Source organism: Nonomuraea sp. N2-4H, from assembly GCF_045291505.1.
GTDB classification, from domain to species: domain Bacteria; phylum Actinomycetota; class Actinomycetes; order Streptosporangiales; family Streptosporangiaceae; genus Nonomuraea; species Nonomuraea fastidiosa.
In genome coordinates this window covers 4,824,104-4,848,787 of record NZ_CP147987.1, presented here as the reverse complement: position 1 = coordinate 4,848,787, position 24,684 = coordinate 4,824,104, and the positions used below count along the sequence as shown (strand labels likewise).

The window sequence follows — 24,684 nt, the reverse complement described above, 5'->3', positions numbered from 1 at the left end:
ATGCGTCTGGTCTTCGCGGGCACACCCGAGACGGCACTCCCGTCGCTGCGCACCCTGATCGACTCGCCCCGGCACGACGTCGTCGCGGTCGTCACCCGCCCCGACGCGCAGTCGGGCCGGGGGCGCAAGGTCCACCCCTCCCCGGTCGCGGAGCTCGCGGAGGAGGCGGGCATCGAGGTGCTGCGCCCGCAGAAGGCCGGCGACCCGGAGTTCCTCGACCGGCTGCGCGCGCTGGAGCCCGACTGCTGCCCCGTCGTCGCCTACGGCGCGCTGCTCCCGCAGAGCGCGCTCGACATCCCCAGGCACGGCTGGGTCAACCTGCACTTTTCGATCCTGCCCGCCTGGCGCGGCGCGGCCCCCGTCCAGCACGCCATCCTCCACGGCGACGAGATCGGCGGGGCCAGCACGTTCCAGATCGTCAAGGAGCTCGACGCCGGGCCCGTCTACGGCGTCGTCACCGAGGAGATCCGCCCCACCGACACCAGCGGCGCGCTGCTCGATCGGCTCGCGGTCTCCGGGGCCGGGCTGCTCGCCGCCACCCTCGACGGCATCGAGGACGGCACGCTCGAGCCGCGCCCCCAGCCCGCCGACGGCGTCACCATCGCACCCAAGATCACGGTGGCCGACGCACGCATCGACTGGACCAAGCCCGCCATGCACGTCGACCGGCTGATCCGCGCCTGCACGCCCAACCCCGGCGCGTGGACCGAGTTCCGCGGCCTGCGCATCAAGATCGGGCCGGTGCGCCCGGCGCCCGGCGAACGGCTCGCCCCCGGCGAGCTGGCCGCCACCAAGGCCCGCGTGCTCGTCGGCACCGCCACCGACGCGGTCGAGCTGGGCGAGGTGCAGCCGCAGGGCAAGCGGCTGATGACGGCGGGGGAGTGGGCCCGCGGGGTGCGCCTCGAGGGCAAGGAGACCTTTCAGTGACACGGGGCCGGCGGTCCGCGCGGTGGCCGGGCCGCCCGGGTGACGTGCCGGGTGCCTGCCGAAACGGCGCGTGGGACGCTCGCCGGAGTGACGCGCGGGGCACTGACCGGAGTGGCGCGTGGAGCGCTGGCCGGGCCGGCGTGCCTGGCGCTAGTGAGGGTTCGTGGGCATGAAGACCAGGGGGCACCAAGGGACCGGCTCGGGCGGCGGCAACCGTACGCGCAAGCCGCGCAGGCCGGCGCGCGATCCGGCCCGCAACGCCGCCTACGACGTCGTACGAGCCGTCGACGAGCGCGACGCGTACGCCAACCTGCTGCTGCCGCGCCTGCTGCGCGAGCGCGGCATCAAGGGTCGTGACGCGGCGCTCGCCACCGAGCTGGCCTACGGCACGCTGCGCGGGCTCGGCACGTACGACGCGATCATCGAGATGTGCAGCGACCGCGCGCCCGACCCCGACGTGCGCGACGCGCTGCGCATCGGCGCGCACCAACTCCTGCGCATGCGCGTGCCGCCGCACGCGGCCGTCGGCACCACCGTCGATCTCGTACGGCTGCGCATCGGCGCGGGAGCCGCGAAGTTCGTCAACGCGGTGCTGCGCAAGATCGGCTCGAGGACGCTCGACGAGTGGCTGCCCATCGTCGCCCCCGACCCGGCCGACGACCCGGTCGGCCACCTCGCCATCGCCTACGGCCATCCCCGGTGGATCGTCTCGGCTTTCCGCGACGCGCTCGGCGCGCCAGGCGAGATGCCCGATCTGCTTGAGGCCGACAACGCCCGCCCGCTGGTGACCCTGGTCGCCCGTCCCGGGCGGTCGTCGGTGGAGGAGCTGGAGGCCGCGGGCGCCCTGCCGGGGCGATACTCGCCGTACGCGGCGTACCTGCGCGAAGGCGACCCCGGCGGCATCGACGCGGTCGCCGAGACGCGCGCCGCCGTCCAGGACGAGGCCAGCCAGCTCGTCGCGCTCGCCCTGACCCGGGTGCCCGTGGAGGGCGACGGCGAGGAGCTGTGGCTCGACATGTGCGCCGGGCCCGGCGGCAAGGCGGGTCTCCTCGACGCCATCGCCACCCACGGCGACCTCGCCGGTCTGGCCGAAGAGGCACGGGTTCGTGCCGGGACGTCGGCCGGCAAGCCTGCCGCGTCGTCGGGTGGCGCGTCGGTCGGGGAGCCTGATGTGGCACGTGGCTCGGTCCCGGGCGCTGTGACGGGTGGGGAGCCGTCCGGGGCGAGGGACGCGGCGGCTGGTGGCGCGCCTGGCGGGACGCCAGGTGCGGTCTCAGGCGCTGTGACGGGTGAGGAGCCGTCCGGGGCGCGGGATGTGGCGGCCGGTGGCGCGCCTGGCGCGGCGCGGGGCCGGTCCGGGGGAGTGGCCTTTCCCGGTGGGGCTCGGTTGCTGGCCGCCGACGTGCAGCAGCATCGGGCCAGGCTCGTCCGCGAGACGACCAAGGACGCCTCGGTGATCACCGCCGACGGCACCGAGCCCGCGTGGCGGCCCGGCGTGTTCGACCGCGTGATGCTCGACGCCCCCTGCACCGGGCTCGGGGCGCTGCGGCGGCGGCCCGAGGCGCGGTGGCGGCGCGACCCCGCCGGCATCGCCGAGCTGGGCAAGCTACAGCGGCGGCTGCTCGCCACCGCGCTCGACGCGGTGCGGCCAGGGGGCGTGGTCGCATATGTGACGTGCTCGCCGCACCTCGCCGAGACCCGGGTCGTGGTCGGCGACCTCCTGGCACAGCGCGATGACGTCGAGCAGCTCGACGCCCGCGACTACCTGCCCGAAGTCGAAGGGCTCGGCGACGGCCCGCACGTCCAGTTCTGGCCGCATCGGCACGGCACCGACGCCATGTTCCTGGCCCTGCTCCGCAAGAAGCCCGCCCAGCCCGCCTGACCCACCTGCCGGCCCGCCGGATGCGCCCACCTCCCGGCCGGATCCGTGCCCTCAGCCTGCCGGGTCCGACTGCCGGTCTGTCGGATGCGCCTGCCAGTCGGCCGGATGCGTGCGCCCAGCCTGCCGGGTCCGTGCGTCTGCTTGTTCGAGGGGTCGTTCGGGCACGTGCGTCCGCGGGGTCACGTTCACGGGCGCAAGCGCCTGGTTCCTCAGGGCCGGGCGATGCTCGGGGTTCTGGCGGGCCGCCCCCGAAGGCTCGGCGTCTGCGGACCCGTCCGGGGTCGAAGGCCGCCCTGGCTCGCTGTGCGTGGCAGGGGTTCTTCGCGGAGGCCGTTCTGATCGGGGCGTGTTTCCGGGGCGGCGCGGGGCAGGGGGTCGGGCGATGCGGCCGGGTGGTGAGTGGGGTGGCATGTGGGGGCGGAGGTGTGCTCCGATCGGCGGCGTGGACTTCCTCGATGATCTTCACCTGGCGGAACTCGCGCCTATCGCCTGGCTTCAGAGCTGGCCCGACGCCGTCAGGCCGATCATGGAGCTCATCTCGTTCTTCGGCACGAACGCGTTCTTCCTGCTCGTCCTCCCCATCCTGTACTGGTGCGTCAACCCGGCGCTCGCGCTGCGCCTCGGGCTCACCGTGCTGGCGGCCGCCGGGACGAACGCGGTCGGCAAGCTCGCCTTCCACCAGCCGAGGCCGTACTGGATCGACCCGCAGATCCACGCGTTCGCGGTCGAGCGGAGCTTCGGGCTGCCGTCGGGGCACGCGCAGACCGGCACCGCCGCTCTGGGGCGGCTGGCGGTGGCGGCGGCGCGGCCGTGGGCGTGGTGGGCGGCGGGGGCCGGGGTCGCGCTGGTGTGCCTGAGCCGGGTCTATCTCGGCGTGCACTTCATCTCCGACGTGGTGGCGGGCGTGGCGCTCGGGGCCGCCGTCCTGGTGCTCGTCGTACGGCTGGAACGCCCGGCGACGGCGTGGTGGCGGCGGCAGGCGCTGTGGGCGCAGCTCGGCCTCTCCTTGGCGGTGTCCGGGGTACTGCCGGTGGCGGCGGTGCTGGCCGCGCTGCCGTACGGGGACTGGGTCGTGCCGCCCGCCTGGAGCGCGGCCGGGGAGATCGATCCCGAGAGCATGGACACCGTCGTCCTGATGTCCGGAGTGCTGTTCGGCACGCTGGCGGGGACGTCGGTAATGTACCGGATCGGGTGGTTCGACCCGGGCGGCCCGCTCAGGCTGCGGATCGGGCGGTGGGTGCTCGGCACGGGGGTGGCGGTGCTCATCTGGTACGCCGAGCGCGAAGTGCTGCCCGAGGCCGAGGTGTCCACCTACCTGGCGTACGCGGTGCTGGCGTTGTGGGTGCAACTGGGGGCGCCGGTGCTGTTCATCCGGCTGAGACTGATGGAGCCCGCGGGCAGGGCACGCGGCGCGGAGACCGTGGAGGCACGGGGCGGCGCGGGCGGAGAGCACGGGCGGGGTCATTAGACTTGGCGCATCATGGCCGTACAGATCTCGCCCAGCATCCTCGCCGCCGACTTCGCCAGGCTCGCCGATGAGGCCGCCGCGGTGCCCAACGCCGACTGGCTGCACGTCGACGTCATGGACTACCACTTCGTGCCCAACCTGACGCTCGGGCTGCCCGTGGTCGAGGCGCTGCGCAAGGCGACCGACAAGCCGCTCGACTGCCACCTGATGATCGCCGACCCCGACCGCTGGGCGCCGCGGTACGCGGAGGCCGGGGCGGGCAGCGTGACCATCCACGCGGAGGCGGCCAAGGCGCCCATCCGTACGCTGCGGGAGATCCGGGCCCTGGGCGCCCGCGCCGGGCTGGCGCTCAACCCCGCGACGCCCGTCGAGCCGTACGAAGACCTCCTCGAGGAGGTCGACATGCTCCTGCTGATGACCGTCGAGCCGGGGTTCGGCGGGCAGAAGTTCCTCGAGATGGTGCTGCCGAAGGTGCGCAGGGCGCGCGAGATGGTCTCGCGGCACGGCGGCCGGGTGTGGCTGCAGGTCGACGGGGGAATCGACGAGGACACGATCGGCCGGTGCGCCGAGGCGGGGGCCGACGTGTTCGTGGCGGGCAGTGCCGTCTACGGCGCCTCCGACCCGGTGGAGGCGATCGACAAGCTCCGCGCCGCCGCCGACCGAGCCATCTCGTGATCCGGTTGCGCCTGCCACTGGCTCTTCCGGTCCTCCTCCGGGTACGTGGGGTTCCGCAGCGTCGTGCGGTCTCCGGAGTTGCGGGTGACATGAAATATCCGTCATCAGGGTAACTATTCACTTATGACCGACTATGGGATCTTCGGGCCCCGCTCGGTGACATGGCGGGTGATGGGGGAGCCGATCCTGCTCGTCGGCGGCTTCCGTGCGCTGCTCATGCAGGGGCTGCACCCCAGGGCGATGCGCGGGGTGCTGCAGAACTCCGCGCTCATGGACCCGCACGAGGCATGGTCCCGGTTCGTACGGACGACCGAGTTCGTCCGCGTGCGTACGTACGGCACCCATGAGGAGGTCGAGCGGGCCTGCCGCTGGGTGCGCAAGATCCACGCCGGCCTGACCGCCTATGACCCGGACACCGGCGAGACGTACCGGCTCGACGAGCCCGCCGCGCTGCGCTGGGTGCACGTGGGCGAGGTCGATTCGTACCTGTCGGTCGCCCGCAGGGCCGGGGTGCGGCTGACGGACGCCGAGGCGGACGCGTTCGTCGCGGAGTGGCGGAGGGCCGCCGAGGTGGTGGGCCTGCCGGCCGACGAGGTGCCCGGGTCGGTGGCGGAGCTGCGCGACTACATCGAGGCCGAGCGTCCGCATCTGCGGTTCGTGCCCGAGGCGTCCCATCCGCTGCGCATGTCGCTGAACGCCCCGCTCCCGCTGCTGCTGACGCCGCTCAAGCCGGTGATGCCCGCGCTGACCCTGCTCGCCTTCGCCACGCTGCCGCGCTGGGCCAGACGCCTGTACGGCCTGCCCGCCACGCCGGTCGGCGACCTGTGGGCCACGGCGACGCTGCGCACCCTGCACACCGGGATCGGGCTGGTCCCCGGGCACGTCCTGCACAGCCCGGCGGCACGCCGCGCCCGCCGGCTCATGGCCGCCTGAGCCGAACCCCCATGGCCCCTGAGCCGAACCCCTCATGGCTGCCCGAGCCGAACCCCCCATGGCCGCCCGAGCCGGATGCCGCCGTCCGATCCGGCGGTACACGACCGCATGCGGGCTCGTCTGATCCGGCGGTGCGCGAGCGCATGCGGGCTTGCCGGATCCGGCGGTGCGCGTGCGCAGGCTCGCGCGTGTCGTCCGATGGCCGCTGCATCGCGCTCCGCTCCCACCGCCCTGACCAGCCCGTTCGCCCTTCACAAACGAGCGCTTGGTCAAAAGTGGAGGGGTGGTCGCGTGCTTTGCGAAGGACGTGGCAGACTGGTAGCGAAAGAGAGCTAGCGTGCTCCGGGGTCGGTGAAAGTCCGAACCGGCGGTGAAAGTCCGCGACCCGGCCGATGCCATCGGCCGGTTGACCCGGTGGAACTCCGGGACCGACGGTTAAAGTCCGGATGGGAGGAAGCGCGCGAGGCGTCCGGTGTCCCCACCGGCCGCCTGCCGAGGACGTATGGCATGCGTCCCGGCGAAAAGATCCCCCGGGGCCCGCCGTGGCTTGGAGCTACTGGCGAGTAGGAGACCCGGGTGGAGATACCCGAGCAGGACGTCGCGCACATGGCGCGCGCCGTCGAACTGGCCGGTCGTGGACACGGCAGCACCACCCCCAACCCCGTCGTCGGCTGCGTCGTGCTCGATGCCGCAGGGCAGGTCGCGGGCGAGGGCTATCACGCGTACGCGGGCGGGCCGCACGCCGAGGTCGTCGCCCTGGCACAGGCGGGGGAGCGGGCGCGGGGCGGCACCGCGTACGTGACGCTCGAACCCTGCGACCACACCGGACGCACAGGCCCGTGCAGCCGGGCGCTGCTGGACGCGGGCGTGGCCCGCGTCGTGATCGCGGTGTCCGACCCCAACCCCACGGCCGCGGGAGGCGCGGCGCGGCTGCGCGCCCACGGCGTGTCCGTCACCACAGGAGTGCTGACCGAGGCCGCCGAGCGGGTCAACGAGGAGTGGCTGACCTTCATGCGCCTCGGCCGCTCCCACGTCACCTGGAAGTTCGCCGCCACCCTCGACGGCAGATCCGCCGCCGAGGACGGCACCAGCAAGTGGATCACCTCGCCCGAGGCGCGCGCCGACGTGCACCGCATGCGGGCCGCCTCCGACGCCATCGTGGCCGGCATCGGCACGGTGCTGGCCGACGACCCCCGCCTCACCGCCCGCCCCGGAGGTGAGAAGCCGGCGCGGGCGCCCGTACGCGTGGTCGTGGACCCCGACGCGAGGACGCCCGCGACGGCGCGCGTCCTCGACGACGAGGCGCCCACGCTGATCGCGGTGGCCGACGACGTGGACACCGGCCTCAAGGCCGACCTGCTGCGGCTGCCCCGCCACGACGCCGGGCTCGACCTGCGCGCCCTGCTGGCGGAGCTGGCCGCCCGGCAGCTCGTGAGCGTGTTCCTGGAGGGCGGCCCGGCGCTGGCCGGGTCGTTCGTCAAGGAAGGGCTGGTCGATCGCGTGGTGGCGTACGTGGCGCCCGCGCTGCTCGGCTCCGGCAAGGCGGCGCTGGGTGCGGCCGGTGTGGGCACGATCGGCGAGCTCCACCGCCTCAGATTCGACGACGTCACGGTGATCGGACCGGACGTACGGCTCATCGCACGACCCGTCCACCCCTCGACCCCGCGAGAAACCCGGCCGGCAGGCCCGCAACCAGGCAGGGAGCAGTGAATGTTCACCGGAATCATTGAGGAAAAGGGCGAAGTCACCGCCATCGAGCGCGCGGGCGGCGGCGCCCTGCTGTCGGTACGCGGCCCGCTCGTCACCTCCGACGCGGGGCACGGCGACTCGATCGCGGTCAACGGCGTCTGCCTGACCGTCGTCGAGGTCGACGGCGACGTGTTCACCGTCGACGTGATCAAGGAGTCGCTCGACCGCAGCTCCCTGGGCGGCCTCACCGAGGGCTCGGCGGTCAACCTCGAACGCGCCGTACGCGCCGACCAGCGCCTCGGCGGCCACATCGTGCAGGGCCACGTGGACGGCACCGCCGTGCTGCTGTCCAGGCAGCCCGGCGAGAGCTGGGACGACCTGCGCTTCTCGCTGCCTCCGGCGCTCAGCCCGTACGTCGCCGAGAAGGGCTCGATCGCGATCGACGGAATCAGCCTGACGGTCACCACGGTTGACGACGAAAGCTTCGGCGTGAGCCTCATCCCCACCACGCTCAAGCTGACGACCATGGGCGAACGCCAGGTGGGTGACGTGGTGAACATCGAGGTCGACGTGATCGCCAAGTATGTGGAGAGGCTGGTGGGCAGGAAGTGAGCTGGGCCGAGGCCGGATTCGAGATATTCGGCGCGCACGTGATGTGGACCGACCTGGTGGGCAACATCGCCGCCCTGGCCACGGTCCTGCTGGCGATACGCAAGTCGATGTGGACGTGGCCGGTGCAGTTCACCGGCGCGGTGCTGCTGCTCATCGCCTCGATCAGCGCCCACATCACCGGCAACGCGCTCAAGCAGGCGCTGTTCGCCGGTCTGGCGATCTACGGCTGGTGGGCCTGGCGGCGCGGCACCCAGAACGGCAGGGACCTGGCGGTCCGGCCGGCGCAATGGTGGGAGCGTGTGCTGCTGATCGGCGGCATGCTGGTGGGCACCGTCGTGATCGGGCTGCTGTTCTGGGTCACGGGCCTGTCGTGGGGCGCGCACGTGCCGCCGCCCGCCGGTGTGTTCCTGGTGCTCGCCGACGCCTACATCTTCGTCGGCAGTGCGATGGCGACCTGGGCGCAGGGCCGGGCGCTGGTGGACTTCTGGATCGTGTGGGTGGCGGTGGACCTGGTCGGGGTGCCGCTGGCGTTCAGCTCGGGGCTGGTGGTCTCGGGCGCCGTCTACGGGATCTTCTTCGTCCTGGTGCTCATCGGGTTCGTCAAGTGGCTGCGTGAGTACCGCGCCGCCGCGCCGGGTGCGCCGGTGGCCGGGGAAGTGGCGGCCGAGGGAGTGGCCCGATGAGCGACATCACGCTCGACCCGATTGAGCGCGCGATCGAGGACATCCGCAACGGCAAGCCGGTCATCGTGGTGGACGACGAGAACCGCGAGAACGAGGGCGACCTCATCTTCGCCGCCTCCAAGGCCACGCCGGAGCTGTGCACGTTCACCATCAGGCACACCAGCGGCATGATCTGCGTGGCCATGGAGGGCAAGGAGCTCGACCGGCTCGGCCTGCCGCTCATGGTCGTGCACAACACCGAGCGCATGCGCACGGCGTACACGATCACGGTGGACGCCCGCGACGGCGTCACCACCGGCATCTCGGCGGCCGACCGCGCCACCACCATCCGCACGCTCGCCGACCCGGCCACCGGGCCGGACGAGCTCGTACGCCCCGGCCACGTCTTCCCGCTGCGCTACCGCGAGGGCGGCGTGCTGGCCAGGCGCGGCCACACCGAGGCGGCGGTCGATCTCGCCAGGCTGGCCGGGCTGCGTCCCGCCGGGGCGCTGGCCGAGGTGGTCAACGACGACGGCACCATGGCCAGGCTGCCCGAGCTGCGCCGCTTCGCCGACGAGCACGACCTCGCGCTGGTCTCGATCGAGCAGCTCGTCGATCACCGGCGGCGGGTCGAGAGCATGGTCACCAGGGTCGCCGAGACGCGGCTGCCGAACGCGTACGGGATGTGGCGGGCGTACGGCTACGCCGGCGCACTCGACGGCGGCGAGCACGTCGCGCTCGTCTACGGTGACCTGAACGGCGGCGAGAACGTCCTGGTCAGGGCCCACTCCGAGTGCCTGACCGGCGACGTGCTCGGCTCGCTGCGCTGCGACTGCGGCGTGCAGCTCGACAACGCCATGGCGGCCATCGCCCGCGAGGGCCGGGGTGTGATCGTCTACCTGCGCGGGCACGAAGGCAGGGGGATCGGGCTGCTGGCCAAGCTCAAGGCGTACAGCCTGCAGGACGCCGGCAGCGACACCGTCGACGCCAACGTCGAGCTGGGGCTGCCGGTCGACGCGCGGGAGTTCTCCGACGCCGGGCAGATCCTGGCCGACCTGGGGGTCAAGTCCGTACGGCTGCTGACCAACAACCCGGCCAAGCTCAAGGGCCTGGACGGCTACGGCGTCAAGGTCATCGGCAGGGAGCCGATGCCGGTGGCCATGAACCCTTACAACGAGCGCTATCTCAGGGCCAAGCGGGAGCGGCTCGGCCACGACATCTCGGAGGCGTCATGAGCGGTGAAGGACGGCCGGTCGCGAGCGCGCCCGACGCGGCGGGGCTGACGGTGGGCGTGGTGGCGGCGAGCTGGCACGCCGAGATCACCGACCAGCTCCTGGCGCGGGCGTTGCGGGCCTGCGACGACAGCGGCGCGAGCGCGACCGTGGTGCGGGTGCCGGGGTCGCTGGAGATCCCGGTGGTCGCGCAGGCGCTGGCGCGCCGCCACGACGCGGTGGTGGCGCTGGGCGCGGTGATCCGCGGCGAGACCGCGCACTTCGACTACGTCTGCGACTCGGTGACCTCCGGCCTGACCAGGGTCTCGCTCGACGAGGAGACACCGGTCGGCAACGGCGTGCTCACCTGCGAGACGGTGGAGCAGGCACTCGACCGTTCCGGCCTGCCGGGCAGCAAGGAGGACAAGGGGTACGAGTCGGCCGTCGCCGCACTCGAGACCGCCTTGCTGCTGCGGCGGCTGCGCGTTCCCGAGGCGCAGCTGCGGTAGGTTTCCCTCGTGTCAGAGCCCGTGTCCCCTCCGCCCCTGCCCGTCACCTGGCGTCCGCGCCGGGCCCGCGTCGTCGCCTACGGCTTCGCCGCGCTGATCGTGGTGGGGGCGGTGGTGATGGCAGTGCTCATCGCGCCGCCGTTCCAGATCGCCGACCGGGTGGCGATCGTGGTGTTCGGGTGCGCGGTGGCGTACGTGCTGCACCTGCTCGGCCGGGTCAGGGTCGAGGCCGACGAGGAGGGCATCACGATCGTCAACGCCGTGCGCACCCACCGCTACACCTGGCCCGAGGTCATCGACGTGACGCTGCTGGTCGGCGAGCCGTGGCCGCGCATCGACTTCTCCGACGGCCGCACCATCGGCGCGATGGGCATCCAGGGCTCGGAGAAGGCCCGCGCCCGCCGCGCCACGGCCGAGCTGGCGGCGCTGATCAAAGAGCGCGGCGAGGCGCACGAGGAGCGCTGAGACGCGGGCGGAGCCTTGACAGCGGCCCGGACGCCGTTGAGGGCCGCCGGCCCGGACGCGCCGCGAGGAGCGCTGAGACGCGCCGCAGGCGGCAGGGCATCGCCTGCGGCGCGGTCGCGACGTAGCCTGAAGGCGTGCTGCGGCGGACAATCAGGGCGACGGACATCAAGTCGCCGGACGAGCTGATCGAGCTTCTCGACCGGCACGCCTACCTGGCCGACGAGGGGCTGGCCACGGCCGCCTTCCTGGCCCTGCGCATGGGGCGGCCGCTGTTCCTCGAAGGCGAGGCGGGGGTCGGCAAGACCGAGCTGGCCAAGACGCTGGCCGCCCTGCTGGACGCGCCGCTGATCAGGCTGCAGTGCTACGAGGGCCTGGACGCCGCACAGGCGCTCTACGACTGGGACTTCGCCCGCCAGCTGCTCCACCTCAAGGCCGCGGAGGCCGCCGGGATCACCGACGTCGGCAGGCTGGAGGGCGAGATCTACGACCGGCGCTTCCTCATCGCCAGGCCGCTGCTGAAGGCCATCGAGACGCAGCCGAGCGTGCTGCTGGTCGACGAGATCGACCGCGCCGACGACGAGTTCGAGGCGTTCCTGCTCGAGGTGCTCTCCGACTTCACGATCTCCATCCCCGAGCTGGGCACGGTGAAGGCCGGGACGCCGCCGGTGGTCGTGGTGACCTCCAACCGCACCCGCGAGGTGCACGACGCGCTCAAGCGGCGCTGCCTCTACCACTGGCTCGAACACCCGAGCTTCGAGCGCGAGGTCGCCATCCTGCGCCGCCGCCTGCCCTCCTGCACCGAGAAGCTGGCCGAGCAGGTCGCCGCGGCGGCCTGGCGCTGCGCCAGGCCGACCTGGTCAAACCGCCGGGCGTGGCCGAGACGCTCGACTGGACGGAGGCGCTGCTGACGCTGGGCGCCGAAGAGCTCGACCCCGGGCGGGCCGCCGCCACGCTCGGCGCGGCGCTGAAGTACCGGGAGGACGTCGCGGCCGTGCTCGGCAACGGCCTGCTCGACCAGGCGCTGAAGGCGAACGGGCGGTCCGGCCGTGCGTGAGCCCGCCGCCCTCATGACGGGGTTCGCGCGGACGCTGCGCGCCGCGGGCGTCGCGGCCGACCACGAACGCACCCAGAACCTGCTCAGGGCACTCGACCACCTCGACGTGACCGACGCGGCCGCCGTCTACTGGGCCGGGCGGCTGACGCTCTGCGCGGGGCCCGACGACCTGCCCCGCTACGACCGCTGCTTCGCCGCGTACTTCGGCGGGCACAGGGCGACGCCGGCCCGTACGGCGATCACGACCGTCACCCGCCACCTGGCCGAGCGCGACGGCGGCGACGAGGGCGAAGGTGAAGGGGACGACGAGACCCCGGCACCGGCCGGGGCGAGCAGGATCGAGGTGCTGCGGCACCGCGACGTCGCCAGGCTGACCGAGGCCGAACGCGCCGAGGTGCACCGCATGCTCGCCATGCTCAGGTGCGGCCGGGCCAGGCGCCGCTCCCGCCGGTTCGAGCCCGCCCACCAGGGCAGGCTCGACCAGCGCCGCACCATCCGCGACGCGCTCAGGAAGGGCGACGTGGCCAGGCTGCGCCGCCGCAGGCACACCACCAGGCCGCGCCCCGTCGTGCTGTTCGTGGACGTCAGCGGCTCTATGGCCCCGTACGCCGAGACGCTGCTGCGCTTCGCCCACGCGCTGGTCAGGAGCGAGCCCAGGGCCACGCGGGTCTTCTCGGTCGGCACCCGGCTCACCCCGATCACCGCCGAGCTGCGACACCGCGACCCCGGCACGGCGCTCGCCGAGGTGTCCAAGGCCATCCCCGACTGGAGCGGCGGCACCAGGCTCGGCGAGGAGCTGAAGGAGTTCCTCGGCCGTTACAGCGCCAGGGGTGCGATCGCGGTGATCGCCTCCGACGGGTGGGAGCGCGGCGATCCCGAGCTGCTGGGCACCCAGATGGGGCGGCTCGCCCGGCAGGCGTACCGGGTGATCTGGGTCAACCCGCACAAGGGTTACGACGACTACCAGCCGCTCACCGGCGGCATGCGGGCCGCCCTGCCCCATCTCGACGACCTGGTGGCCGGGCACAGCCTGGCCGCGTTCGAGCGACTCAGCGAAAGGCTCGCGCATGCGTGACGTGCTGCCGGAGATCATGAAGTGGTGGCGGTCCGGGGAGAAGTTCGGGCTGGCCACCGTGGTGGGCACCTGGAGCAGCGCCCCCAGACCGCCGGGCGCGGCCATGGCGGTGCGCGGTGACGAGGTGGTCGGCAGCGTCTCCGGCGGCTGCGTGGAGGGCGCGGTCTTCGAGCTGGCCTCCGAGGCCGAGGAGCCGGTGCTGCAGCGGTACGGCGTCAGCGACGACGACGCGTTCTCCGTCGGGCTGACCTGCGGCGGCATCATCGACATCCTCGTCGAGCCGGTCTCGCGGGAGACCTTCCCCGAGCTGGGCGAGATCGCCGCGGCGGTGGAGGAGCGCCGCCCGGTCGCGGTGGCCACCGTCGTCTCCGGCCCCGGCGAAGTGGGCGCCCGCCGGGTCATCTGGCCCGACCGCGCGAGCGGCAGCCTCGGCCTCGAACGGCTCGACGCGGCCGTGGACGACGACGCCCGCGGCATGCTCGCCCAAGGGCTGACCGGTCTGCGCCGCTACGGCGGGCAGGGGGAGCGGCGGCTCGACGACCTCGCGGTGTTCGTGCAGTCGTTCGCGCCGACGCCGCGGATGCTGGTGTTCGGCGCCATCGACTTCGCCGCCGCCGTGGCCAGGATCGGCAAGTTCCTCGGCTACCACGTCACGGTGTGCGACGCGCGGCCGGTCTTCGCCACCTCCAAGCGCTTCCCCGACGCCGACGAGGTCGTCGTCAAGTGGCCGCACGACTACCTGTCGTCGGTGGAGGTCGACGAGCGCACGGTGATCTGCGTGCTGACCCACGACCCCAAGTTCGACGTGCCGCTGCTGGAGGTGGCGCTGCGCACCGACGCCGGGTACGTCGGCGCCATGGGCTCGCGCCGCACCCACGAGGACCGCTTGGCGCGGCTGCGCGAGTCGGGGCTCACCGAGGACGAGCTGGCCAGGCTGCGCTCGCCCATCGGGCTCGACCTCGGCGCGCGCACCCCGGAGGAGACCGCCGTGTCCATCGCCGCCGAGCTGATCCAGATGCGCTGGGGCGGCTCAGGCCGCCCGCTGTCCACCACCGGCGGCCGCATCCACCACGACATGCGGCACGAGACGCCGTGAAGGACGCGAGAGTGGCCGGGCTGCTGCTGGCCGCGGGCGAGGGCGCGCGGCTGGGGCGGCCCAAGGCGCTGGTCGAGTACGCCGGCGAGCGGCTGGTGGATCGGGGCGTGCGGCTGCTGGCCGAGGGCGGCTGCCATCCCGTCGTCGTCGTGCTGGGCGCGGCCACGGTGCAGGTGCGCGGCGCGGTGACCGTGCGCAACCCCGACTGGTCTTCTGGCATGGGCTCGTCGCTGCGCGCCGGGCTGGCCGCCCTGCCCGAGCAGGCGGAGGCGGTGGTGGTCGCGCTGGTGGACCAGCCGCTGATCGGGCCGGGCGCGGTGCGCGCGCTGATCGGCTCGGGGGCGGAGCTGGCGGTCGCCACGTACGGCGGGCGGCGCCGCAACCCGGTGCTCATCGGCCGTGCGCACTTCGCCGGGGTGGCGGAGCTGGCCGTCGGCGATGTGGGGGCGCGGCCGTACTTGAAGGCGCATCCCGAGCTGGTCACCGAGGTGCCGTGCGACGAGCACGGCGACCCCGCCGACATCGACACCCCCGCCGACCTCGACCGGCTGCTGCCCCGCGCTTGACGGGCGCGGCCGGTGTGCTTGAGAGGCGCGGGACGGAAGCTCGAGAGGAGCGGTCGTCAGAAGCGCAGCCAGGCGATCGCGGCCCGGTGGTCGCTGCCGGTGGCCGGCGCCACGCCTGCCTTGGTGGCCGTCATGCCGCGATAGAGGATGTGGTCGGGCCTGGTCACCGGGAAGCTCGCCGGCCAGGTGAACCCGAACCCGTCGCCCGCCTCGCTCTGCGCGTCGATCAGCGGCGGCGTGAGGCCCCGCATGCCGCGGTCGGTGGTGGCGGTGTTGAGGTCGCCGAGCAGGATGATGCGCTTGCTCGGGTCGGCGTCGATCAGCTCGCGCGCCTTGGCCAGCGAGGCGTCGCGCGAGGTGGTGTGGCCCGGCCTGGCCGACGCGAGGTGCATGACGTACACGGTGACCTTGCCCTTGGGCGTGGTGACGACGGCGCGCAGGGCGCGCGGCCAGCCCATGCCGACGTCGAGCGGCTCGGTCTCGCTCAGCGGGTAGCGGCTCCACAGCCCGACCGTGCTGACCGGGTAGTGGTACTTGAACATCTTGTTGAGCTGCTTGGCCGCCGGGCCGCCGCGGGTCAGCTCCTGCGCGGCCAGCAGGTCGAGGTCCTTGGCGATGGTGCGTACGGCCTCGCCGGAGGCGTTGTTGCGCACCCCCACGTTGACGGTGCCGACGGCCAGATCGCTGGGGCCGCCGGGAGGCGTCTGCAGCAGGGTGGAGCCGAACATCGCGGCCCAGACCGCCCCGGGCAGCAGCGCGGCCAGCACGGCGCCGGTGGAGCGTGCCAGCGCGGCGGCCGTCAGCAGCAGCGGCACCGCCAGGCCCGTCCACGGCAGCAGGCTCTCCAGGATCGGCGTGAACCCTCCGAGCGCGGGGATCAGCCGGTGACCCGCCAAAGTCGCGGAAACCGCGACGGAGACGACGATGACGACCCGCTTCAGCACCCGAACCAGGCTAGCGGCTCCTGCGAGAGGCACCGTCGCGATACCATGGTGCCGACTCAACAGAACATCATTCGGTCGGTGGGAGCCCTGAATGCGCATCGGTATGGCACTCAACTACGCGGGCGGCTTCAAGGAGTCGGTGGCCGAGCTGGCCGACTACGAGAAGGCCGGGCTGGACATCGTCTTCGTGGCCGAGGCCTACTCGTTCGACGCCGTCAGCCAGATGGGCTACATCGCGGCCAAGACCGAGCGGCTGCAGATCGCCTCGGGCATCCTGCCGATCTACTCGCGCACGCCGACGCTGCTCGCCATGACGGCCGCCGGGCTCGACTACGTCTCCGACGGGCGGTTCACGCTGGGCCTCGGCGCGTCGGGGCCGCAGGTGATCGAGGGCTTCCACGGGGTGCCGTACACCGCGCCGCTCGGGCGTACGCGGGAGGTCATCGAGATCTGCCGCCAGGTCTGGAAGCGCGAGCGCGTCCAGTACGAGGGCCGCCACTACACCGTGCCGCTCCCGCCCGGCCAGGGCACCGGCCTGGGCAAGCCCCTGAAGATCATCAATCACCCCGTACGGTCCCGCATCCCCATCATGGTGGCCGCCATCGGCCCCAAGAACGTCCAGCTGGCCGCCGAGCTGGCCGAGGGCTGGGAGCCGATCTTCTACATGCCCGAGAAGGCCGCCGACGTCTGGGGCGCCGCGCTGGCCGCGGGCAAGGCCGAGCGCGACCCCGAGCTGGGCGAGCTCGACGTCGTCGCGCACGCCACGCTGGCGATCGGCGACGACGTGGCCGGGCTGCGCGAGTTCGGCCGCCCGATGGCCGCCCTCTACATCGGCGGCATGGGCGCCAAGGGCCGCAACTTCTACAACGACCTGGCCAGGCGCTACGGCTACGAGAAGGAGGCCGAGCAGATCCAGGACCTCTACCTGGAGGGCAAGAAGGACGAGGCCGCCGCACTGGTGCCGGCCGAGCTGCTGGAGAAGACCTCGCTGATCGGCAGCGAGGGCTTCGTGCGCGACCGCGTCCAGGCGCTGAAGGAGTCGGGCGTGACGACGCTCAACGTGGCGCCCATCGCGTCCACGCACGAGGAGCGGGTCCGCCTCATCGAGCAGATCAAGGAAATTGTTGCGTAGATCACACTAGGTGGGGGAATTTCCGGCATTCTCCGTTGGTTGTGCCGGGCTGTGAGGTTTTCCGTGGTGATCGTGTGGCTCATCGAGCGGCTGCACATCGATCTGTGCCGGCTGCACGCATCGCTCTGTAGCTGACGCCCCTTCCCGTCAACTGTCGAACAACATCCTCACTCCCGGCATGCCACAAGCATGCCCGCAACGCGAAGGCATCCCCCCGTGAAGAGATTCTCCTTCTCACTCCAACTGCTGCTCGGTCTCGTCGTCGGCATAGCCCTGGGCTTCGTCGCCAAGATCTGGGACGTCACCTGGCTCGCCGAGACGCTCACCAAGGTCGGCTCGATCTTCGTCCAGCTCCTGAAGCTCGCCGTACCGCCGCTGGTCTTCACCGCCGTGCTGGTCAGCGTCGCGAACCTGCGCAACGTCAACGGCGCCGCCAGGCTCGCCACCAAGACGCTGGTCTGGTTCCTGATCACCGCGGCGATCTCGGTGGCGCTGGCCATCGGGCTCGGTCTGATCATCAACCCGGGCCAGGGCGTCACGCTCGACACCGGCTCGGCCAAGGCGCCCGAGCACACCGGCACCTGGCTCGACTTCGTCACCGGCATCCTGCCCACGAACATCGTCACCGCCTTCACCGACGTGGAGGTCCTCCAGATCGTCTTCCTGGGCGTCGTGCTCGGCGCGGCCGCCCTGGCCGTCGGCGAGAAGGCAGAGCCGTTCCTCAACCTCGCGCGTTCCGTCCTTGAGCTGGTGCAGAAGGCGCTGTGGTGGGTCATCCGCCTGGCCCCCATCGGCACCGCGGGCCTGATCGGCAAGGCCGTCGCCACGTACGGATGGGACCTGCTCGCGCCGCTGGCCAAGTTCAGTGCCGGCGTCTACGCCGGCTGCTTCCTGGTGCTGCTGGCCGTCTACCCGACGCTGCTGGCCGTCTGGGGCAAGGTCAACCCCCTGCGCTTCTACCGCAACGCCTGGCCGGCGATCGAGCTGGCGTTCGTCTCCCGCTCCTCGGTCGGCACGCTGCCGCTGACGCAGCGGGTCTCCGTCGAGCGCAACGGCGTGGACGCCGACTACGCCTCGTTCGCCGTGCCGTTCGGCGCGACCACCAAGATGGACGGCTGCGCCTCCGTCTACCCGGCGCTCGCCGCGATCTTCGTGGCCCAGGTGTTCGGCATCCCGCTCGGGGTGGGCGACTACCTGCTCATCGCGTTCGTCTCCGTGGTCGGCTCGGCCGCCACGGCGGGCCTGACCGGCGCGACCGTCATGCTGACGCTCACGCTCAGCACGCTGGGGCTTCCGCTTGAGGGCGTCGGCCTGCTGCTGGCCATCGACCCGATCCTCGACATGATCCGCACCGCCACCAACGTGACCGGCCAGATGGTCGTCCCGGTGCTGGTGGCGCGGTCGGAGGGCCGCCTCGACACGGCCGTGTTCGACGCGCCGCCGCAGCCGCTCGACCAGCCGCGCGCGGCCCGCGTGGCGGAGCCGGCGACGGCCTGAGGTTCTTCGCGAAGGGGGCGGGGCACACCCGCCCCCTGTTTTTGTGCCCGTACGTTTCCGCCGCCCGTACGCCGTCCGGCCGCGTGTACGCGAAGCGGCCGGGGCCGTGGGGGCCTAAGGTAAGTCGGAACTCCTGAAAATTCCGGAATCCGAGTATTTGGCGGGGATATGTCCGACGCGGAGCGCGAACCCTCCTTGATCGCCGGCCGCTACCGGCTCGACGAACGCATCGGCAGCGGGCCGATGGGCGAAGTGTGGCGAGGGTACGACACGCGGGCCGACTGGGTCGTGGCCGTCAAGGTGCTCGGCGCGAGAGCGGCGGGCGCCGCCACCCGTGAGGTGCTCAGGCAGCACGCCCAGGCCGTCGCCAAGGTCATCCACCCCAACGTGGCCATGGTCCTAGACGTCGGCGAGCACGACGGGGCGCCGTTCCTCGTCATGGAGCACCTGACCGGGCTCAGCCTGGGCGAGGAACTGGCGGCGCGCGGCGGCCTGAGCATCGTCGAGGTGTGCGACCTCATCGGGCAGGCCGCCGCCGGGCTCGACGCCGCGCACCGGGCCGGCGTCGTGCACGGGCAGGTCGACCCCGACGCCTTCAGGATGGCCGCCAGCGGCGTGCTCAAGGTCGTCGGGTTCGGGATGGACGGGCGTGAGCCCGTACGCGGGAGCGGCCGTTACGCCGCGCCCGAGCGCGTTCCCGGGCAGCCCGCCGAGGCGCCGGGCGACATCTACGCGCTCGGCTGCGTCTGCTACGAGCTGCTGTGCGGCCGTCCTCCCTTCGAGGACGGCGCGCCCAGGGGCCAGGCCGCGCCGCCCAGCACCCTCAGGGCCGAGGTGCCGCCCGAGCTCGACCGCCTGGTGCTCGCCATGCTCGACGAGGACCCGGCCAAGCGGCCTGCCAGCGGCGAGTACATCAGGCGTACGCTGGCCGCGATCGCCCGACCCAAGCCCGCCGCGCCGAACCAGACGGGCGCGTTCGGCGCCCCAGGGGCCGCAGGGGCCGCAGGGGCCGGTGGGGCCGGGGCTGCTGGGGGAGTGGGCGCACCCGGGAACGCCGTTCCTGGAGGCGCCGTGCCTGGGGGCGCCGTGCCTGGGGGCGCCGTGCCTGGGGGTGCTGTGCCGCAGACCGGGGCGTCGTTGCGCGGGGCCGGGTTCTCGCAGGGGCCAGGGCAGGGGCCGGGCGGCGCCACCGAGGTCTACCCCGTGCCGCCGCCGCGGGCCGGTGACACCGCCGTCTACCAGGCGGCCGATTTCGAGCCCGAAGCGCCGTCGGGATCGGTCAACCGCAAGCTGGTGCTGCAGCTCGGCATCGCCGTCGCGGTCATCGCGGCCGTGACCGTGGCCATGGTCATGATCGCGGGGCAGCGTGAGGAGCAGCCGCTCGCCGAGGCCACGCCGACCCCGAGCCCTTCCCTCACGACGCAGACGGAGCCCACCGAGCCGCCCGTCACCCCCACCGCCGACTCCACGCCGGAGGTCGTGACCACGATCGACGAAGAGGACATGACCGCCCTGCGGGAGATCGCCACGCCCAAGGCGACCCTCGGCAGGTCGGTCCCGGCCGGTGGGTACGAGACCTGGTTGCAGCGGTTCGACCAGGCGCTGATGGCGCAGGAGGCGATGGGTGGGATCGACCCGCACGTCGCCGGCAAGGCCCGCGAGAAGCTCAGGAAGGCCGCGAGGAAGCTCGGCGAGGGCCACCTGGACTCCACGCTCAACCACGTCGCGGGCGTCTACCGCGACCTGCTGCGGGCCCAGGAGAAGGGCCGCATGGAGCAGTCTGGCCCGGCATCCGACTTCATGCGCGACTGGAGCGTGCGCCTGCGCTGACCGCTTCGCGCGAGGAGACCGGAGCGTGCGCCTGCGCTGACCGCTTCGCGCGAGGACATCGCGGCGGCACGGGTGGCTGCCGGCGGCAAGGGCGACACGGTCGCGGGACGTCGGAGGGCGATGCGGTCGCACGGCGGCGGGGGCGATGCGGTCGCGGGGCGGCGGGGGCGATGCGGTCGCGGGGCGGCGGGGGCGATGCGGTCGCGGGGCGGCGGAGGTGATGCGGTCGTGCGGCGGCGCAGGCGCGCGGGACGCCGGCCGGCGCGGGAGGCATCCGCGCGGGACGGTCGCCGGCGTGGGCGGCATCGGGCGGTGCCCGCGTTCTGTCCGGAGCGCGTAGATTGGCGGGATGACCTTCGACTACGCGGCGCGGCGGGCGCGGCTGGCCGAGTCGCTGCCCGGCCACGGGGTCCGCGCCCTGCTGGTCACCTCGCCCGTCAACGTCCGCTACCTGACCGGCCTGGCCAGCTCCAACGCCGCCGTCCTGGTGAACGCCGACGGCACGGCGAGGCTGGCCACCGACAACCGCTACATCGGCGCGGCCCGCGAGCTGGACCTGCCCGTCGTGGAGGCCGGCGACGTCGCGGCCGCGCTGCTCGCGTCCGGCCCCGGTGACGGCCCAGGTGACAAGGTGGGCATCGAGGCGGCGGCCATGAGCGTGGCCACGTACCTGCGGCTGGGCGAGGGCCTCGTACCGCTCGAACAGGCCGTGGAACGCCTGCGCGCGGTCAAGGACGAGCAGGAGCTCGACCTCATCCGCACCGCCTGCGCGATCACCGATCAGGCGTTCGCCGACGTCACGCCCAGGATCGTCCCCGGCATGACCGAGCGCGAGCTGGCCCGCCTGCTGGAGCGGCGGATGGCCGAGCTGGGCGCCGACAAGCCCGCGTTCGACACGATCGTGGCGGCGGGGGAGAACGGCGCGATCCCGCACCACAGCCCCACCGACCGGGAGCTGCGCGCCGGGGACCTGGTCACGATGGACTTCGGGGCCCGCTACCACGGCTATCACGCCGACATGACGCGTACCGTCAGCCTGGGCCCGCCCGCCGGCTGGCAGCGCGAGCTGTACGATTTGGTGGCCGACGCCCAGCGGGCCGGGCGCCACGCCCTGGCCCCCGGCGCGGGAGCCCGGGAGGTGGACGCCGCCGCGCGGTCCGTCGTCGAACGCGCGGGCCACGGCGAGCACTTCAGGCACGGTCTCGGCCACGGCGTCGGCCTGGAGATCCACGAGGAGCCGTTCCTGGGCCCTTCGCGGACCGGTAAACTAGAGGATCGAGTTCCGATCACCGTCGAGCCAGGGGTCTATCTCCCAGGCCGGGGCGGGGTTCGCATCGAGGACACCCTCGTGACACGTGAGGGCGGGCCGGAACTCTTCACCAAGACGACCAAGGAGCTGCTCGTCCTTTAGAGCGGCCACACGCGGGAGAAGAACGAGTGGCGACGACCAACGACCTCAAGAACGGCATGGTGCTGAAGCTCGAGGGCGGTGAGCTCTGGAGCGTTGTCGAGTTCCAGCACGTCAAGCCGGGCAAGGGCGGCGCGTTCGTGCGCACGAAGCTCAAGAACGTCCTCTCCGGCAAAGTCGTCGACAAGACCTTCAACGCCGGGGTGAAGGTCGAGGTGGCCAACGTCGACAAGCGCGAGATGCAGTTCTCGTACAAGGACGGCGACGAGTTCGTGTTCATGGACACCGAGACCTACGACATGGTCAACGTGCCGGCCGCCACCGTCGGCACCGCCGCCAACTACATGCTGGAGAACACTCTGGCCACGGTCGCGTTCAACGAGGGCTCCGCGCTCTACGTCGAGCTGCCGGCCGCCGTCGAGCTGACCATCGCCAACACCGAGCCTGGTCTGCAGGGCGACCGCTCCACCGGCGGCACCAAGCCGGCCACGCTGGAGACCGGCGCCGAGATCAAGGTGCCGCTCTTCATCACCACCGGCGAAAAGGTCAAGGTAGACACCCGTAGCGGCGAGTACCTCGGCCGGGCCTGAGGTGTCGGCACGCGGCAAAGCACGCAGGAGAGCGCTCGACATCCTCTTCGAGGCCGAGCTGCGCGGCGAGGATCCGCTGAAGATCCTCGCCGAGCGCGTGGAACGGAAAGAACCACCGGTCAACGAGTACACCTCGGCCATCGTCGAGGGGGTCGCCCGGCACCATGCGCGCATCGACGAACTGATCACGACGTACGCCGAGGGCTGGACACTCGACCGGATGCCCGCCGTCGACCGTAATCTGCTGCGCGGCGGCACGTACGAGCTGCTGTGGATGCCCGACGTACCCGAGGGCGTGGTCATCAGCGAATGGGTGCACCTGGCGGGGGAGCTGTCCACCGACGAATCGCCGCAGTTCGTCAACGGGCTGCTGGCGCGGTTCAAGCAACTCAAGCCAAGCCTCACCCTTTAGACACCCTTTAGGCACCCCGTTTCGGGGGACCGGAGGGGCGCGTTCGAGGTACGTTTCGAGCACGCCGGTTTCCGTACGGAGGAGGGGCGCGTCACCAGCCGCGACGCGCCCTTCTCCGCGCCGGCCCTGCTTCGCGGTGATTCCGCCCGGCCGGCCGCCGGTTTCTTGTCGGTGGCGGTGGCTAGGGTGACCGGCATGGTGACGGAAGAGGACGTACGGCGGCTGGCCCTGGCGCTGCCCGAGGTGGCCGAGCGGACCATGTACGGCACGCCCGCCTTCTCCGTACGCGGCAAGTGGTTCGCCCGGCTGCGCGAGGAGGGCGACCTGCTGGTGCTCCCGGTTCCGTCGGAGGAGCACAAACGCGAGCTCCTGACCGCCGATCCCGCCACGTTCACCACCACGCCCCACTACGACGGCCACGCGAGCGTCCTGGTCCGGATGGGGGCGGTGGACGCGGACGAGATGGGCGAGCTCCTGGCGGAGGCCTGGCGCCTACGCGCCCCTAAACGCCTCGCGGCCACCCTGGGCCCGCCCTCTGGCTGACGCCTCCCCGGACCGGGAGGGCCGGGTGGTGCTGACCGACTTCGGCATCGCCGGGCAGGTCCCGTGCGACGCTCCTTCGGGTGCCCGGATGACGAGCCTCGGCACGCTGGTGGCGAGCGCCGGCACGCCGCTGCGCACCGGCACGAGGGGTGAGAGGCCGCGCGGGGCCCGTGGCGCCCGCGATGGGCCCGTGCCACGCGCGCCTGCGCAGGCGCTTTCCACGCGCAACCGTGCCGGGCTCCCACGAGAGGCTACGCGCGGCATCCGAGAGCTGGGGACGGCGCAGATCGCCCGGGTGCTGCGCGCCGATGCGCATCCCCAGCATCCCAGAGCCACCGTGCAGGGCGTTCCCACCAGGCGCCGCTGACGGCCGTTCCCGAGCCGAGGCGGGGGACTCCTGGGCAGGCGGCGCGCACCATCCCGCGCGTCGTCGCCATGCGCTTCCGTACCGGCGTGGGAGCGGCGAGCCGGACGGCCTCGTGTGACGGCCGCCAGGGATGCGGCCTGGCGACGGGTGGGGCGGCCGGGGCCGGCGGCAATGGGTCTTCCTGGTGTGGAGCGGGCGCTGCCGCGTACGGCGTAGGCTGGGGCGCGTCCACGTAGAAAGCCGTCCGCGAAGTGCACGTTTCGCAGGACGCGCGTTCGCGGAACCGCGCGTTGAGCGGCGGATGCCCGGGGCGTCCGGGAGCCGCCGCAGGGGCGCCGGTCGCGGCGGAGAGGGAGGCGAGCCGAGGTTGCGGGCAGAAGGCGTCACCACGAGGACCCCGGCGGTGCGCACCGCCGTCGTCTGGGAGGCGTTGCGGTCCATGCTGGCCGAGCGCACGGCGGCCACCGGGCGGGAGTCGCTCGACATCGTCGACGCCGGCGGCGGCACCGGCGGGTTCGCCGTGCCGCTGGCCGAGCTGGGTCACTCCGTCACCGTCGTCGACCCGAGCCCCGACTCGCTGGCCGCGCTGGAGCGCCGGGCCAAGGAGCGCGGCGTGGGCGTACGCGGCATCCAGGGCGACGCGGCCGACCTGAGCGACCTGCTCAGCCACGAGTCGGCCGACCTTGTGCTGTGCCACAGCGTGCTGGAGTACGTGGAAGACCCGACCAGCGCGCTGACCGCGGTCGCGGGGCTGCTGCGCAAGGGCGGCACGGTCAGCGTGCTGGCCGCCAACCCGGTCGCGAGCGCCATCCACCGGGCGCTGGCCGGGCAGTTCGAGGAGGCCAGGGCGGTGCTGGCCGATCCGGTCGGCACGTGGGGCGACCGCGACCCGACACCGCGCCGCTTCTCCGCGGATACGCTGGCCGAGCTGCTGGAGGCGGCCGGATTCACGGTGGGCTCCATCCACGGCGTGCGGGTCTTCGCCGACCTGGTGCCGAGCCGGCTGATCGACGGCGAGCCCGGCGCGGCGGAGTCGCTGGTCGCGCTCGAACAGGCCGCCTCGACCCATCCCGTGCTCCGCGACATCGCCACGCAGCTCCACGTGCTCGCGCACCGGGCCTGAGCCGGAGGAAAGAG

25 protein-coding genes and 1 riboswitch are annotated in these 24,684 nt (G+C 72.8%); of the genes, 24 read left to right on the top strand and 1 reads right to left on the bottom strand.

Features of this window, described 5'->3' with window-relative positions; genetic code table 11:
- From fmt to WBK31_RS22215, 16 genes are all read left to right on the top strand, one after another.
- Positions 1 to 927, top strand: coding sequence for a methionyl-tRNA formyltransferase (fmt, locus tag WBK31_RS22290; RefSeq protein ID WP_364054934.1), 927 nt, complete (start codon positions 1 to 3; stop codon positions 925 to 927).
- A gap of 169 nt (positions 928 to 1,096) precedes the next feature.
- Positions 1,097 to 2,809 carry a transcription antitermination factor NusB gene (locus tag WBK31_RS22285; protein WP_364054931.1) on the top strand — a complete coding sequence of 571 codons (1,713 nt, stop codon included), beginning with the start codon at positions 1,097 to 1,099 and terminating at the stop codon, positions 2,807 to 2,809.
- 442 nt (positions 2,810 to 3,251) lie between these two features.
- Positions 3,252 to 4,277 carry a phosphatase PAP2 family protein gene (locus tag WBK31_RS22280; protein WP_406673075.1) on the top strand — a complete coding sequence of 342 codons (1,026 nt, stop codon included), beginning with the start codon at positions 3,252 to 3,254 and terminating at the stop codon, positions 4,275 to 4,277.
- Positions 4,278 to 4,289: 12 nt separating this feature from the next.
- A complete protein-coding gene (gene rpe, locus WBK31_RS22275; protein ID WP_364054925.1) occupies positions 4,290 to 4,952 on the top strand; it encodes a ribulose-phosphate 3-epimerase in 663 nt (220 codons plus the stop codon).
- 123 nt (positions 4,953 to 5,075) lie between these two features.
- Positions 5,076 to 5,885: an oxygenase MpaB family protein gene (locus WBK31_RS22270; protein WP_406673074.1), complete on the top strand. Its 810-nt coding sequence runs from the start codon at positions 5,076 to 5,078 to the stop codon at positions 5,883 to 5,885.
- Positions 5,886 to 6,218: 333 nt separating this feature from the next.
- Positions 6,219 to 6,349: riboswitch (FMN riboswitch) on the top strand.
- 112 nt (positions 6,350 to 6,461) lie between these two features.
- Positions 6,462 to 7,595 (top strand): bifunctional diaminohydroxyphosphoribosylaminopyrimidine deaminase/5-amino-6-(5-phosphoribosylamino)uracil reductase RibD, encoded by a 1,134-nt coding sequence (gene ribD, locus WBK31_RS22265; protein ID WP_406673073.1) that lies wholly within the window; start codon positions 6,462 to 6,464, stop codon positions 7,593 to 7,595.
- The gene (locus WBK31_RS22260; RefSeq protein ID WP_364054916.1) at positions 7,596 to 8,186 is read left to right on the top strand and encodes a riboflavin synthase; all 591 of its coding nucleotides are present in this window, start codon (positions 7,596 to 7,598) and stop codon (positions 8,184 to 8,186) included. It abuts the gene before it with no gap.
- Positions 8,183 to 8,869: a nicotinamide mononucleotide transporter family protein gene (locus tag WBK31_RS22255; protein ID WP_364054913.1), complete on the top strand. Its 687-nt coding sequence runs from the start codon at positions 8,183 to 8,185 to the stop codon at positions 8,867 to 8,869. Before WBK31_RS22260 ends, WBK31_RS22255 begins: the two co-directional genes overlap by 4 nt.
- Positions 8,866 to 10,083: a bifunctional 3,4-dihydroxy-2-butanone-4-phosphate synthase/GTP cyclohydrolase II gene (locus WBK31_RS22250; protein WP_364054910.1), complete on the top strand. Its 1,218-nt coding sequence runs from the start codon at positions 8,866 to 8,868 to the stop codon at positions 10,081 to 10,083. The genes WBK31_RS22255 and WBK31_RS22250 overlap by 4 nt, the downstream gene beginning before the upstream one ends.
- Entirely contained in the window at positions 10,080 to 10,568 is a 489-nt protein-coding gene (gene ribH, locus WBK31_RS22245; protein WP_364054906.1) for a 6,7-dimethyl-8-ribityllumazine synthase, read from the top strand. The genes WBK31_RS22250 and ribH overlap by 4 nt, the downstream gene beginning before the upstream one ends.
- 9 nt (positions 10,569 to 10,577) lie before the next feature.
- Positions 10,578 to 11,033 (top strand): PH domain-containing protein, encoded by a 456-nt coding sequence (locus WBK31_RS22240; protein WP_364054903.1) that lies wholly within the window; start codon positions 10,578 to 10,580, stop codon positions 11,031 to 11,033.
- Between the two features lie 134 nt (positions 11,034 to 11,167).
- Positions 11,168 to 11,941 carry an AAA family ATPase gene (locus WBK31_RS22235; RefSeq protein WP_406673072.1) on the top strand — a complete coding sequence of 258 codons (774 nt, stop codon included), beginning with the start codon at positions 11,168 to 11,170 and terminating at the stop codon, positions 11,939 to 11,941.
- A complete protein-coding gene (locus tag WBK31_RS22230; protein WP_406673071.1) occupies positions 11,905 to 12,087 on the top strand; it encodes a hypothetical protein in 183 nt (60 codons plus the stop codon). Before WBK31_RS22235 ends, WBK31_RS22230 begins: the two co-directional genes overlap by 37 nt.
- Complete coding sequence (locus tag WBK31_RS22225; protein WP_364054897.1) at positions 12,080 to 13,162, top strand: VWA domain-containing protein; 1,083 nt, start codon at positions 12,080 to 12,082, stop codon at positions 13,160 to 13,162. Before WBK31_RS22230 ends, WBK31_RS22225 begins: the two co-directional genes overlap by 8 nt.
- Positions 13,155 to 14,258 carry an XdhC/CoxI family protein gene (locus WBK31_RS22220; protein WP_364054894.1) on the top strand — a complete coding sequence of 368 codons (1,104 nt, stop codon included), beginning with the start codon at positions 13,155 to 13,157 and terminating at the stop codon, positions 14,256 to 14,258. The genes WBK31_RS22225 and WBK31_RS22220 overlap by 8 nt, the downstream gene beginning before the upstream one ends.
- Positions 14,255 to 14,824 carry an NTP transferase domain-containing protein gene (locus WBK31_RS22215; protein ID WP_378787763.1) on the top strand — a complete coding sequence of 190 codons (570 nt, stop codon included), beginning with the start codon at positions 14,255 to 14,257 and terminating at the stop codon, positions 14,822 to 14,824. Before WBK31_RS22220 ends, WBK31_RS22215 begins: the two co-directional genes overlap by 4 nt.
- Before the next feature lie 56 nt (positions 14,825 to 14,880).
- On the opposite strand, the gene WBK31_RS22210 is transcribed toward WBK31_RS22215, so the two are convergent.
- On the bottom strand, positions 14,881 to 15,768 hold the full coding sequence (locus WBK31_RS22210) for an endonuclease/exonuclease/phosphatase family protein (RefSeq protein WP_406673070.1): 888 nt from the start codon (positions 15,766 to 15,768) through the stop codon (positions 14,881 to 14,883).
- 91 nt (positions 15,769 to 15,859) lie between these two features.
- On the opposite strand from WBK31_RS22210, the gene WBK31_RS22205 reads away from it, so the two are divergent.
- The 8 genes from WBK31_RS22205 (at position 15,860) to WBK31_RS22170 (ending at position 24,670) form a co-directional block, all read left to right on the top strand.
- Positions 15,860 to 16,900 carry an LLM class F420-dependent oxidoreductase gene (locus WBK31_RS22205; protein ID WP_364054888.1) on the top strand — a complete coding sequence of 347 codons (1,041 nt, stop codon included), beginning with the start codon at positions 15,860 to 15,862 and terminating at the stop codon, positions 16,898 to 16,900.
- 216 nt (positions 16,901 to 17,116) lie between these two features.
- Positions 17,117 to 18,397, top strand: coding sequence for a dicarboxylate/amino acid:cation symporter (locus tag WBK31_RS22200; protein WP_364054886.1), 1,281 nt, complete (start codon positions 17,117 to 17,119; stop codon positions 18,395 to 18,397).
- Positions 18,398 to 18,565: 168 nt separating this feature from the next.
- The gene (locus tag WBK31_RS22195) at positions 18,566 to 20,227 is read left to right on the top strand and encodes a serine/threonine-protein kinase (RefSeq protein ID WP_378787768.1); all 1,662 of its coding nucleotides are present in this window, start codon (positions 18,566 to 18,568) and stop codon (positions 20,225 to 20,227) included.
- A gap of 349 nt (positions 20,228 to 20,576) precedes the next feature.
- Positions 20,577 to 21,638, top strand: coding sequence for an aminopeptidase P family protein (locus WBK31_RS22190; RefSeq protein WP_364054882.1), 1,062 nt, complete (start codon positions 20,577 to 20,579; stop codon positions 21,636 to 21,638).
- Between the two features lie 26 nt (positions 21,639 to 21,664).
- On the top strand, positions 21,665 to 22,225 hold the full coding sequence (gene efp, locus WBK31_RS22185) for an elongation factor P (RefSeq protein WP_364054879.1): 561 nt from the start codon (positions 21,665 to 21,667) through the stop codon (positions 22,223 to 22,225).
- A gap of 1 nt (position 22,226) precedes the next feature.
- A complete protein-coding gene (nusB, locus tag WBK31_RS22180) occupies positions 22,227 to 22,637 on the top strand; it encodes a transcription antitermination factor NusB (protein WP_364054876.1) in 411 nt (136 codons plus the stop codon).
- Between the two features lie 195 nt (positions 22,638 to 22,832).
- Positions 22,833 to 23,180, top strand: coding sequence for an MmcQ/YjbR family DNA-binding protein (locus WBK31_RS22175; protein WP_364054873.1), 348 nt, complete (start codon positions 22,833 to 22,835; stop codon positions 23,178 to 23,180).
- 770 nt (positions 23,181 to 23,950) lie between these two features.
- Positions 23,951 to 24,670: a methyltransferase domain-containing protein gene (locus WBK31_RS22170; RefSeq protein ID WP_364054870.1), complete on the top strand. Its 720-nt coding sequence runs from the start codon at positions 23,951 to 23,953 to the stop codon at positions 24,668 to 24,670.
- The last annotated feature ends 14 nt before the right edge of the window (positions 24,671 to 24,684 follow it).

Bases quoted from the DNA above. Each gene is read 5' to 3' on its own strand.
- fmt (WP_364054934.1), top strand. From the start codon at position 1: ATGCGTCTGGTCTTCGCGGGCACACCCGAGACGGCACTCCCGTCGCTG.
- WBK31_RS22285 (WP_364054931.1), top strand. From the start codon at position 1,097: ATGAAGACCAGGGGGCACCAAGGGACCGGCTCGGGCGGCGGCAACCGT.
- rpe (WP_364054925.1), top strand. From the start codon at position 4,290: ATGGCCGTACAGATCTCGCCCAGCATCCTCGCCGCCGACTTCGCCAGG.
- WBK31_RS22270 (WP_406673074.1), top strand. From the start codon at position 5,076: ATGACCGACTATGGGATCTTCGGGCCCCGCTCGGTGACATGGCGGGTG.
- WBK31_RS22260 (WP_364054916.1), top strand. From the start codon at position 7,596: ATGTTCACCGGAATCATTGAGGAAAAGGGCGAAGTCACCGCCATCGAG.
- WBK31_RS22250 (WP_364054910.1), top strand. From the start codon at position 8,866: ATGAGCGACATCACGCTCGACCCGATTGAGCGCGCGATCGAGGACATC.
- ribH (WP_364054906.1), top strand. From the start codon at position 10,080: ATGAGCGGTGAAGGACGGCCGGTCGCGAGCGCGCCCGACGCGGCGGGG.
- WBK31_RS22220 (WP_364054894.1), top strand. From the start codon at position 13,155: ATGCGTGACGTGCTGCCGGAGATCATGAAGTGGTGGCGGTCCGGGGAG.
- WBK31_RS22205 (WP_364054888.1), top strand. From the start codon at position 15,860: ATGCGCATCGGTATGGCACTCAACTACGCGGGCGGCTTCAAGGAGTCG.
- WBK31_RS22195 (WP_378787768.1), top strand. From the start codon at position 18,566: ATGTCCGACGCGGAGCGCGAACCCTCCTTGATCGCCGGCCGCTACCGG.
- WBK31_RS22190 (WP_364054882.1), top strand. From the start codon at position 20,577: ATGACCTTCGACTACGCGGCGCGGCGGGCGCGGCTGGCCGAGTCGCTG.
- WBK31_RS22175 (WP_364054873.1), top strand. From the start codon at position 22,833: ATGGTGACGGAAGAGGACGTACGGCGGCTGGCCCTGGCGCTGCCCGAG.